Annotated in this window: 18 protein-coding genes; 9 read left to right on the forward strand and 9 right to left on the reverse strand. The window is 43.9% G+C overall.

Annotated elements, in window-relative coordinates; translation table 11 throughout:
* Positions 1–137 precede the first annotated feature (137 nt).
* The 5 genes from HT574_RS19255 to HT574_RS19275 all read right to left on the reverse strand — a co-directional run bounded on the left by HT574_RS19255 (position 138) and on the right by HT574_RS19275 (position 3277).
* Complete coding sequence (locus HT574_RS19255) at positions 138–698, reverse strand: glycerol-3-phosphate responsive antiterminator (RefSeq protein WP_042411535.1); 561 nt, start codon at positions 696–698, stop codon at positions 138–140.
* A 14-nt stretch (positions 699–712) separates the two neighbouring features.
* On the reverse strand, positions 713–871 hold the full coding sequence (locus HT574_RS19260; protein ID WP_017436722.1) for a hypothetical protein: 159 nt from the start codon (positions 869–871) through the stop codon (positions 713–715).
* A gap of 16 nt (positions 872–887) precedes the next feature.
* The gene (locus HT574_RS19265; protein ID WP_175245804.1) at positions 888–2285 is read right to left on the reverse strand and encodes a HAMP domain-containing sensor histidine kinase; all 1398 of its coding nucleotides are present in this window, start codon (positions 2283–2285) and stop codon (positions 888–890) included.
* Positions 2282–2956 (reverse strand): response regulator transcription factor, encoded by a 675-nt coding sequence (locus HT574_RS19270; RefSeq protein ID WP_017436720.1) that lies wholly within the window; start codon positions 2954–2956, stop codon positions 2282–2284. Before HT574_RS19270 ends, HT574_RS19265 begins: the two co-directional genes overlap by 4 nt.
* Positions 2957–3064: 108 nt before the next feature.
* On the reverse strand, positions 3065–3277 hold the full coding sequence (locus tag HT574_RS19275) for a hypothetical protein (protein WP_175245790.1): 213 nt from the start codon (positions 3275–3277) through the stop codon (positions 3065–3067).
* Positions 3278–3392: 115 nt separating this feature from the next.
* On the opposite strand from HT574_RS19275, the gene HT574_RS19280 reads away from it, so the two are divergent.
* Entirely contained in the window at positions 3393–3860 is a 468-nt protein-coding gene (locus HT574_RS19280) for an Hsp20/alpha crystallin family protein (RefSeq protein WP_175245805.1), read from the forward strand.
* A 41-nt stretch (positions 3861–3901) separates the two neighbouring features.
* Here HT574_RS19280 and HT574_RS19285 read toward each other — a convergent pair whose 3' ends face one another.
* Positions 3902–4048, reverse strand: a complete 147-nt coding sequence (locus tag HT574_RS19285; protein ID WP_017436717.1) for a hypothetical protein — start codon at positions 4046–4048, stop codon at positions 3902–3904.
* A gap of 122 nt (positions 4049–4170) precedes the next feature.
* On the opposite strand from HT574_RS19285, the gene HT574_RS19290 reads away from it, so the two are divergent.
* The 4 genes from HT574_RS19290 to HT574_RS20135 all read left to right on the forward strand — a co-directional run bounded on the left by HT574_RS19290 (position 4171) and on the right by HT574_RS20135 (position 5516).
* Entirely contained in the window at positions 4171–4356 is a 186-nt protein-coding gene (locus HT574_RS19290) for a hypothetical protein (protein ID WP_017436716.1), read from the forward strand.
* A complete protein-coding gene (locus tag HT574_RS19295) occupies positions 4356–4610 on the forward strand; it encodes a sigma-G-dependent sporulation-specific acid-soluble spore protein CsgA (protein WP_017436715.1) in 255 nt (84 codons plus the stop codon). The genes HT574_RS19290 and HT574_RS19295 overlap by 1 nt, the downstream gene beginning before the upstream one ends.
* 135 nt (positions 4611–4745) lie before the next feature.
* Positions 4746–4943, forward strand: coding sequence for a hypothetical protein (locus tag HT574_RS20130; RefSeq protein WP_254698732.1), 198 nt, complete (start codon positions 4746–4748; stop codon positions 4941–4943).
* 168 nt (positions 4944–5111) lie between these two features.
* Complete coding sequence (locus HT574_RS20135) at positions 5112–5516, forward strand: hypothetical protein (RefSeq protein ID WP_254698733.1); 405 nt, start codon at positions 5112–5114, stop codon at positions 5514–5516.
* A 221-nt stretch (positions 5517–5737) separates the two neighbouring features.
* On the opposite strand, the gene HT574_RS19305 is transcribed toward HT574_RS20135, so the two are convergent.
* Positions 5738–6085, reverse strand: a complete 348-nt coding sequence (locus HT574_RS19305; RefSeq protein ID WP_175245806.1) for a YppG family protein — start codon at positions 6083–6085, stop codon at positions 5738–5740.
* A gap of 166 nt (positions 6086–6251) precedes the next feature.
* On the opposite strand from HT574_RS19305, the gene HT574_RS19310 reads away from it, so the two are divergent.
* Positions 6252–6452: a YppF family protein gene (locus tag HT574_RS19310; RefSeq protein WP_017436713.1), complete on the forward strand. Its 201-nt coding sequence runs from the start codon at positions 6252–6254 to the stop codon at positions 6450–6452.
* A 77-nt stretch (positions 6453–6529) separates the two neighbouring features.
* Entirely contained in the window at positions 6530–6700 is a 171-nt protein-coding gene (locus tag HT574_RS19315) for a hypothetical protein (protein WP_017436712.1), read from the forward strand.
* Between the two features lie 41 nt (positions 6701–6741).
* Here HT574_RS19315 and HT574_RS19320 read toward each other — a convergent pair whose 3' ends face one another.
* Positions 6742–7116, reverse strand: a complete 375-nt coding sequence (locus HT574_RS19320) for a YppE family protein (protein ID WP_175245807.1) — start codon at positions 7114–7116, stop codon at positions 6742–6744.
* Between the two features lie 62 nt (positions 7117–7178).
* The gene (locus HT574_RS19325; protein WP_175245808.1) at positions 7179–7427 is read right to left on the reverse strand and encodes a hypothetical protein; all 249 of its coding nucleotides are present in this window, start codon (positions 7425–7427) and stop codon (positions 7179–7181) included.
* A gap of 278 nt (positions 7428–7705) precedes the next feature.
* On the opposite strand from HT574_RS19325, the gene recU reads away from it, so the two are divergent.
* Both recU and HT574_RS19335 read left to right on the forward strand, forming a co-directional pair.
* The gene (gene recU, locus HT574_RS19330) at positions 7706–8311 is read left to right on the forward strand and encodes a Holliday junction resolvase RecU (RefSeq protein WP_017436709.1); all 606 of its coding nucleotides are present in this window, start codon (positions 7706–7708) and stop codon (positions 8309–8311) included.
* A gap of 39 nt (positions 8312–8350) precedes the next feature.
* Positions 8351–10960 (forward strand): PBP1A family penicillin-binding protein (locus HT574_RS19335; protein WP_175245809.1); only part of this gene is annotated, 2610 nt, incomplete at its 3' end.

A 10960-nucleotide genomic window follows, 5' to 3' on the forward strand; every position in this document is an offset into this window, starting at 1 on the left:
TCCTGACTGGTTATTAACTTACTTTCATTATAGCGAAAAACAGCTTGTTTGGCTAGTGAAATACAGAAAGTTTCTCAGGCAAGAACCATTTCCCGCTGGCATGGCTTGTCCTTTCCCTTATGGAGAACGGGAAAACATTAACAGTTCTCATAATGTTTCCACAACTCTTTATTGGAAGTAGTCACCGCAACCGCTCCCGCTCCGAGCGCGCGCTCGACGTCGTCTACGGTGCGAATCAGCCCGCCGGCATAAATCGGCTTTCCCGTCCGTTCCTTCACTTCGCTGATCATATGGGGCATTGCTCCTGGAATTACTTCAATGCAGTCGGGCTGCGTTTTTTCAATCAACTGGTAACTTTTTTCAAGCGCGTGCGAATCAAGCAAAAAAACGCGCTGAATCGCAAGCACCTTTTTTTGCTTTGCCTTTATAATGACATTTCCCCTAGTGGAAATCAGCCCGTACGGACGAAACTCCTGGCATAAGTATTCGGCCGCATGCTCGTCATGGCTTAATCCTTGAATCAAATCGGTATGAACGATCAGTTTTTTTTCGTGCTGACGAGCGTAATGAAATACGCTTTTTAATTGGGAAATATGTACTTCCAATAACACTCCGTACATATAGGAGCTGGCTAAAAATCTTTCAAAATCTTTCATTGTTTTCATGGCCGGAATAACTTTTTGGCAATGAACGTCCATCATGCCACTCACCTTTATCGATTCTTTCCTGTCTCGATTTCTTCCAGACAAGATAATGACATCATAGCCCGCGGCTTGCAAGTGGCGATTTTCACGCCGCGTTTGCGAAATTTTTCGACCACGTACTGAATATTCTTTTTCTGCATCACCATTCCTTCATGAAGATGTTCCATCGTCTCTCCCCTTTCTCTATTCTGCTTTCGGAATTGCCAGCTCGACCGTTGTCCCTTTGCCTACTTCGCTATCTATCGTAATTTGTCCATCATATTTATCGATGATTTCCTTGGCAATAGCCAAGCCAAGACCGACACCGCCCTTTTCGCGGCTTCTCGCTTTATCAACGCGATAAAAACGCAAAAATACTTTTTCCAATTCCTCTTTCGGAATTCCGATGCCATAGTCTTTGACAGCAATCGTCACATACCGTTTTTCTTCCTTTATCAAAATCGTCACCTGTTTAGCCTGTTGTGAATATTTTACTGCATTATCAAGTAAAATTAACAGCAATTGCTCAAAATGGTATTTCGTCATGCGAATGTGCGCTGTTTGTGTTGCTGAATTGTCGATAGTAAACTGAAAATCTGGATGCAAAACGCGGAAGTTTTTTACAACTTGTTCAACCGCTTGTTGCGGATCAATCGACACTATATCGTTTGGAATGGTAATCGCCTCGGCGCGCGACAAATCCAAAAGCTCCAGCACTAGTTTTTTCAAACGCCCCGTTTCCTTTATGGCCGCCTGCAGCGATTCTTCCAAAATGTCGGGATTATGTTTTCCCCACCGCTGCAATAACGAAAGATGGCCTTCTAAAATGGCGATCGGCGTGCGCAGCTCGTGGGAAGCATCTTCGACAAATTGCTTTTGCTGGTCAAACGAACGCTCAATTTCGTCCATCATTTGATTAAACATCATCATTAATTCCGACATTTCATCATGGGAAGCCGGAACATCGATGCGCTTTTCCATTCCTTTGTTTTTAATATCCATCATCGTTTTCGTCAACGCTTTCAGACGCCCGACAAAATTTCGCGCAACAAGCCGGCCGATAAAAGCGCTCGTAATCATGGCGGCAACGCCGATAGCCGTCATAATGAAAAACAGCGTATTGGTCATGTGCTGGAATTTTACAAGACGGCGCGCAATTTCGATCGTTCCGTGTACTGGTCCGATATGCAAAGGTTCGCGAAGCATAATAAACCGTTCATTGTTGATAAAATGATAGTCCATTTGCAGCTCTTTTGGAGCAGCGCTTGGCGACAAGGAAACCGAAGCGCCGTTGGAAACCGAGACAACGACGTTTCCTTCACGGTCAAGCACACGAATCAATTGATATTTTTCATTTAATTTTTCCAATAGCGGCCTGCTTTGGCGAACATCCTTCCATGATATATTACGTTTTTCGCCGTAATAGGTTTCAATTTCTTCGATGATTTGTTTCATTGCTTTTTCTTCTTCGTTCAGCAGCCACTGTTTCACAATATGATATTGCAAAAAGGTGAAAATAAAATAAGTAATAAAAATCGCCACTGCGGAAAGAAAAGTAAGCTTCCATTTTAATGAGACGTTTTCAGGCCGAAAAAGTTTCATGACCGCATCACATATCCAGCGCCCCGCACCGTTTGGATATACCGCTCTTTATCGTTTTCATCGAGCTTATGCCGCAAATAACGGACGTATACATCAACCACATTTGTTTCGACTTCCGTATCAAATCCCCATACTTTGTTAAGCAGTGTATCACGGGTGAGCACAATATTTATATTTTGCAAAAACGTTACTAATAAATCGTACTCGCGTTTCGTTAATTCAATGAATCGGTCACCTTTTTTCACCGTACGGGCATTCAAATCGACGGTGATATCTTTAAACGTTAGCACATGCTCTTGGGCAGTCGGATGAACGCGGCGAAATAAAGCGCGGATGCGAGCAAGCAACTCCTCGATTGCAAACGGCTTTACTATATAGTCATCCGCCCCGTTATCCAGCCCCATGACACGGTCAAAGACGCTGTCTCTTGCCGTAATCATAATAATCGGAGTCTGTTTGACAGCACGGATGCGCCGACACACTTCCATACCGTTTAAACTCGGAAGCATGACATCTAATAAAATTAAATCCCATTCTTCAGACAAAGCAAGCTCGAGTCCTTCTCTGCCGTCATGGCTCACCTGCACTTCATATCCTTCATGGGATAAATCAAGCTCAATAAATCGCGCTAAATTCGCTTCATCTTCAATAACTAAAATGCGGTTATTCATCTTTTTTCCCTCACTTGTTTGGTTGTTGCATATCCCTCTTAGTTATATCATATCAAAAGAAAAGCCAATCGCCAGATGCGATCAGCAATGGAAAACAATTGGTTCGCTTCACGAATGGCGATCGACTAGAAAGTCAATAATCGCTTGAACAATTTCGACTGCCTGGTAAGAGAGAAGCGAGACAGCTGTTCCCGAGAAAAACAGGGTAACAAACCAGTGAAAAATATGCATTGCTCCTTCCCCCTTTTCGTTTGCTGGCGGCTTTTTCTCGCAAGCGCCAACAAAGCAGTATGCGGTATAGCTTTTATTTACTGATGTCATTATATTTCCACCATGTTAAAAATACATTAAAAATTCCTAAAAAATAACAGTGACTTTTTCCATTTTGGCACATACATTTAAAACTAAGAAATGACCGAAAGGAGAGCTGTAGGAAATGGGCGAACATTTTCAGCCGCCGATGAAACATGAAGGAAATGAGAATCCGTTTGGCCATTTATGGAAAATGTTCGATCAATTTTTAGACGAACGGCCCCTAAAGAAAATGATGGAAACGCTAGATGAATACTTTCAACAAACGTTTTCCCAAGTCTATATCCCGATTGACGTCCACGAAACAAAAGATGAATATACGATTATCGCTCATCTCCCAAATGTAAAACGAAACCAAATCGAGCTGCAATTTATAGACGATCATTTGCAGCTGATCGTCCATCATCATGAATCGATCGAATCGCTCGACGATCAAGGGCATGTGTATCAAAAGCGACAAACGCAGCAGCATATTTCCCGCATGATTCCACTTCCTTACCCGGTAAGCGAAAAAGATGTGAAAGCGTCTTTTCAAAACGGAAAGCTCGTCATTCGCCTGCCGCAAAAACGGAAATATATCGAGATTGAATAAAAGAAAGGGATGCCTAAACAAACGGGCATCCCTTTCTTCTATTAATTTTTATGCGACTTGCTTCCATATTTATTGTTGATTTCCGGTGTTGGATCCTTCTGGATATCCCATTCTTTCGCTATTTCTTCCCGGTTGTTTGGATATTTATTTTTCCGCTCGCGGTTGTCATTCCGGTTTGTCAACGTCATTTCACCCCCTAAATGAATCGTTCTTTGTTAGCTTATGCCGTTTTCTGCTTCATTAATCGCTTCTTACGCTATACATACTTTTGTTTCGCTTAATCCACTCTACTTATAGGAGGTGCCGAATCATGAAAAACCTGCCCGATTTTAGGCAATTAACAGACCGGCTTATTAATGAGCCGTCTGACGAACCAATGTTAGTGATTAAAACGAATTTGGATCCGAAACAAGCGACAGAAGAAAATCCTTACGCGCAAGGGAAGAAAAATGTCAGCAAAACATTCGAAGCGTTTTTTAAAGGAGAGGAAGCATAATGGAGAAGACGTTGGCGTATTTACGGGAAATTTTATCCAACTATCTGGAATATCACGATGACACCCCTCGACGCATTTATAAAAAGCTGCTAAGCAAGCCGTATAAAAGCGAAGGGGAATTTGTACGTGACCTGTCACAAGAAGAAACCGCATTTTTAGACCGCATTTTGCCTCATGAAATTCGCTATGCGATGGATGAGCGCGATTTTGAACGGGTATATCAGCTAAATGAAGTGTATGAACTGCTAATTTAACGTTTTTCCCGAGAAGTCTCCTTCCTCTAAACGAGGGTGAAGGAGGGAGATGAATCGGGAAGTTTTTGATTCTCAAAAACGAACATATGTACTATAATTAAACCATCCATCAAACAAAGAAAAAAGGAAATGCTCATGCTTCGTGGCCAAAAAGTGTTCTTTCAAGCAACGAAAGTGGATTTAGATCGATTATACGCCTGCAATCGCGAATCTGCCCGTGTTTGGAATGAATGCCTCCGCTTAGCCAAAGAACACTTCCTCCAGCCTGGAGGCTGGATCACCAAAAACGAACTGCAAAAACAAACAAAAAGGAAGTTCCATCTCCACAGCTAAACGATTCAAGCAGTCTGCCACCAATACCTCTTCGCAAGACAAGCCGCACACCACGCGATCCAACAAGGACATGCTGCCCGCTATCCCCACAAGAAAAAGAAGCATTTCCCAACGAAATGGACGAAAGACGGTTTCAAGGTTTACGAAAACGGAAAAATCGAACTCTCCATGGGCATTCATCACGGAAAACGGGAAAAGCCGATCGTCGTGTATGCGTCTCATCTGCCAAAAGGAACGATTAAAGAAATCGAATGCTGCTGGGATCAAGGCCTTTATTTGGCTGTGACGCATGAGGATGGGCAAAAGGCAAAAGCGTACAAACCGGGTTCCTCCATCGGAATTGATCTTGGAGAAGTACACACCATCGGCGCGTTTTGCGAAAACGGACAAGCCCTCCCCACCACGGGAAGAAAAATACTCTCCCTTCACCGATTGCGGAATAAAAAACTGGCGGAGATTCAGCGACGCCAATCGAAATGTCAAAAAGGTAAGCAAGGCGCTGCACGGCGCCTTCAAATACTGGAACGTACAAATGAATCTGACGTATCTACGGATTGCGTAAGCAAGAAGTAGTAGAAGGGTTGGACCGCCCCGCCGGTCGAAAAGCCGATGTTGCTTACCGAATCGACTGGGAAGACTTCCGATGCATGCATCGAGTAGAAGGAAGCCGCCTTCTTCCGCGCAGAAACTTCTTCGATGGAAATGGTAAGAAACTCCCACCTCTTTCTCTTTATGGGATGAAGGTGGGAGAGGTTCATAAAGCAAACTCCTTTGGGCTGGTGCGGAGGAGTTGATTATTTTTTAAAGGTGCTAATTAATCCTTTCAGCATTCCGTTCACTTGGTTGACGGTGTTGATCATTTGTCCCATCGTGTTCATCATTTTATTGATATCGTACGTGCCGTCTGAATTTTTAAACTGTGCCATTAATGATTGAATACCAGGCGCCGGCCCTGCCAACACCGGGCGAGGTTTTGGGTATGGCGTTGGATACAAAGTGGCAGCGGGATGCCCTTGGTGCACGCCAGGCCAATGAGTTGGCAGCATTGAAGCATAAGAATATGGATGATACGGATGCCATACATGTGGATACGGCATAGGAGCAGAAAACGGTGCAGAAAACGGACGCGGATACCGATACATTATGCTTCCCCTCCCAATTTCTAGGCTGTCATCAGTATATGTACAAAAGCGGAAAAACGTGAGCAGGGACATGTCAGCAATTGTCGGAAGTTTTAATTTTCCGAATTTATAGTCCTTCTATATTTTTCATGGTACTATTAATAAAAAGGTGAAGGGGGAAAGCAGGATGAACATGGCGGAATTAAAAAACAAATTTATTGCTGTAAAAAACTACGAACCGGCGGATGTGAATGAATTGCTTGATTTCGCCCGCCACATGTATTTACGCGGGGAAATCACCATCGCCGAATACCGCGACCTTTCCCGCGAACTAGAACTTGCCGGTGCTTATAAACCGGACTATAAAAACGAGTATGCAGGCTTATAATAGAGGGCACTTTTCCCCTCTTTTTTTGCATATTTCGCCGTTGCTTACCCCAAAGTAATACCAAGGGGGTGTTTGTCATGGGTCGAGGCGTGCATTTTCAACATAAGTTAAAAGGCCATGACCACGAAAAACCGAAGCATGGAAACAATGTTCCACCGAAACATACGGAACGCGTCGAATACGAAATTAACACCGTTGCCACGGAAAACAACGGTCCTGTTTCCGTAAAAGTGGAAAAAGACTTATGACAATAAAAGCTGTCTTCTTTAGGAGACAGCTTTTTCACTCATTATTGCCCATTGCGGAGCTCTTGTTCCAAACGCTCCAATACGAGCGACAGCGTATATTCCACCGACCGGCAAAACTGCTTGATGCGCCGCTCAGAAACGGATGGGTAAAATGCTTCCACACTTATTTTTTCGATATTTTCCCCCACCGTTTCGATTTGAATCTCATGAATATGCTTCGGCTGCGCTTTTTTCACCCATGAGATGGCTATTTGTTTCCATTCATCCAACAATTGTTTTACCTGATCGGCAAACGGCTTCACCTCTGCAAAAAAGTCAGGCTCCCGTTTCTGCTCATGAGCCTGCCGGGAAATTGCTAGTATTTTTTGATTATAATCCAACAACTGTTCTGTCAACACTTTTAATTGTCTTTCCACGTCCATCTCCTCCAAACGCATACTTTCACTATACCATACCATTTGCGCCTGTAGGAAACAAATTACACAAAGTACAATTTTGAGGAAAGCGGAAGTCCCGGTTCCCGCTCCGCATCAGCACGATGCAGCTGGCGCTCGACATTGGTCAGCTGTTCCTGCAATTGGTCAAGCTGTATTTTATTTTGTCCGTAGCGTTCCTCAATCACTTCGGCAATCACTTTTTCCATTTTCTCATCTACCTGCTGGATCAATTGAAAAATTTCCTGCAGCTCTCTTTCCACTTCCTCTTTTTTGACGAACCGCTTGCTCATTTCTTGTCTCCCCCATTCTTCATGCATGATGATAATCAATTCGCGATGGAACGCTGGCTCCCTGCCTATGTGACAAAACTAGAATTATTTCGGCAAAGAAAGTAGCAAACGTCATAACTTCGAACAAATTCGACATATCCGCATCGCAGTATACGGTCAAGAAAAACAATGATTTGCGTAATCTTGTATGTAGTGAGATAATTTCAATATTTCTTGAATCCCCCCTTTTTTCACTCTCCTGTGGTATAATAAAAAACATTCAAAGGAGATGAGGGTGGATGGCATTCAAATATCCCGGCGGAAGGATATACAGGACAAACGAAACCAATCAATCTGTCCGTCCATTTCAAGCCCATTACGGAAACCGGGGGATGACTCTCGAAGAAGATTTGAACGCGACGAATGAATATTACCGTGAACAAGGGATCGCTGTCATTCATAAAAAGCCGACACCAATACAAATCGTCCGTGTCGACTATCCGAAACGAAGCGCCGCCGTGATCAAAGAAGCATATTTCAAACAAGCTTCCACCACCGACTACAACGGCGTTTACCGCGGCAAATATATTGACTTTGAAGCAAAAGAAACGAAAAATAAAACATCATTTCCATTAAAAAATTTTCATGAACACCAAATTCACCACATGGAGCAAGTGATGCGGCATGGCGGAATTTGCTTTGTTATTTTGCGGTTTACCACACTGAATGAAGTGTATCTTCTCGATGCACATCATTTAATTGCTTACTGGCAAAAACAGCAGGCGGGCGGAAGAAAATCGATTCCGAAACGAGATATCGAACAGCACGGTCACTACATTGCACTTGGCTACCAACCGAGAATTGATTATATTAGTGTAGTAGAAAAAGTTTACTTTTCTCATTGATGAACCGATGCAAAATTCTAAGAAAGGCAGGATTCGCTTATGTCTGGTGAATATCGTTCTCGTGTAGAACGAAAACAAGCTGCAAAGCAGACTAAACAAAAGAAAGCGAAAAAGAAAAAGGACTTTTCGCTTTTTAAAAAATTAGTTATTGCTGTTTTGCTGTTGATGGTGATCGGAATGGCGGGCGGAATTGCTACATTCGCTTATTTTATTAAAGATGCGCCGCCGCTTGATGAAGCAAAAATTAAAGATCCGCTTTCGTCCATTGTTTACGACATGGATGGCCATAAAGTGGCTGAACTCGGCCTTGACGGCTCTAAGCGCACATATATTTCTTATAAAGACATTCCAAAAGTGTTAGAGGATGCTGTATTGGCCACAGAAGATGCGCGCTTTTACGAGCATCACGGCGTCGACTTGATCCGGCTTGCCGGAGCGGTTGTCGCCAACATCAAAGATGGGTTTGGTTCGGAAGGCGGAAGCACCATTACTCAGCAGGTTGTAAAAATGACTTTTCTTTCTCCAGAAAAAACGTTAAAACGGAAAGCACAAGAAGCATGGCTTGCACTACGTTTGGAGCAAAAATATTCGAAGCATGAAATTTTAGAAATGTATTTAAACAAAATTTATTATTCCGACAACATTTATGGTGTCGCTAGAGCAGCAGAATATTATTTTGGGAAAACAAATTTAAAAGATTTGACGCTGCCGGAAGCAGCGCTGCTCGCCGGGATGCCGCAGAGTCCAAACAACTACAACCCGTATGATCACCCGGAAGCAGCGAAAAAACGCCGCGATGTCGTGCTGTCGCTTATGGCACAACATGGCTTTATCACAAAAGAAGAGGCAGAAAAAGCAAAACAGGTTCCGATTAAATCGATGCTGGTTGAACGGAAAAAGCATCAAAATTCCATTCCGTACGACGCATTTATCGATGAGGTGATCAAGGAAGTCACCGATCAAGCAAACGTCAACGTCTTTGAAGACGGACTAAAAATTTATACAACATTAGATCAGGATGCGCAACAATATGTAGAAGATCTATTAAATTCAGATACGCTATTTACCGATAAAAAAGATTTGCAGTCTGCTATTGCCCTAATAGATACAAAGACAGGTGAAATTCGTGCGCTCGGCGGCGGGCGCCACCGGGAAAACGTGAAGTTTGGATTCAACTATGCAATCCAGCCTGTCGGCCAGCCTGGCTCGTCGATTAAACCTATTTTAGATTACGGTCCAGCCATTGAATATTTAAAATGGTCGACCGCTCATCAAATTGTCGACGAACCATACACTTACTCAAACGGAAAACCGATCCGCAACGCCGACAGAAGATACTTAGGACCGATTACAATGCGCTATGCGCTGGCAACATCGCGCAACATCCCGGCATTAAAAACGTTCCAAGCCGTTGGAAAAGAACGCGCCAAAGAATTCGCCAACCGGCTCGGCATGGGCTTTGACCAAGTCGAAGAAGCGTATGCTATCGGCGGTATCGCCAACCGCGTTTCTCCGCTGCAAATGGCTGGAGCATACAGCGCTTTTGGCAATAACGGTGTCTACATTAAACCGCATGCCGTCACAAAAATTGTCTTTCCGGACGGCACAGAGATGGACTTAAAACCGAAACCGAAAAAAGTGATGAAAGACTATACAGCGTACATGATTACCGATATGCTAAAATCGGTCGTCCAATATGGTACAGGAACGGCGGCTAACGTTCCGGGACTCCATATTGCCGGCAAAACGGGAACGACCAACTATCCAGCTGAAGTCGTAAGACAATACGGCCTGTCCGAACGCGCCGTGCCGGACAGCTGGTTTGTCGGCTACACGCCAAACTATACGGCCGCTGTATGGACCGGCTTTAGCAAACGAAGCAGCACCGCCGATTTATCAAAATGGGAACAACGCATTTCGAAACTGCTGTTTAAACAAGTTATTTCCCATGTGGACGACGGCGGCAGCGATTTTAAAATGCCGGATAGCGTGGTAAAACTGCCAATTAAAAAAGGAACAAACCCGCCAAAATTGGCAAGCAAATACACTCCGGAAAGCGAAATTATGTATGAATGCTTTGTCCGCGGTACGGAGCCGACCGAAACGGCGAAAGATGAACCAGAAACACTGCCGTCCGTGACGAATTTGCAGGCGTCATATGACCAAGGAACAAATACCATTTCCGTTTCGTGGAAATATAGTGATAAACATGACAACACCATTTTTGAAGTACACGTTAAAACCGACAAAGGGGCAGGTAATGTCGTAACGACGAAAGATGAAACGATTGCGATCAGCAACCCAACTCCAGGCGCTGTGTATACGATAGCTGTCTACGCCAAAGAAGATGAACTTACAAGCAAACCGGCGTTAACAAGCGTGCGGATTCCAGGAGGAGAAGAAAACGAAACTCCTTCTATCGATCAACCAAATGAAAATGGAAACAACCAACAGCAGCCAGGACAAAATAATAACGGCACCGACGAAAATCAAAACAATCATAACAACGGCAATGTCAATAATGGCGGCAACAACGGCGACAACAACGGCGACAACAACGGCGACAACAACGGTGGCAACAACGGCGGCAACAACGATGGCAACAACGGCGGCAACAACGATGGCAACAACGGTGGCAACAACGATGGC

The sequence above is a fragment of the Parageobacillus sp. VR-IP genome (assembly GCF_013357975.1).
Taxonomy (GTDB): domain Bacteria; phylum Bacillota; class Bacilli; order Bacillales; family Anoxybacillaceae; genus Saccharococcus; species Saccharococcus caldoxylosilyticus.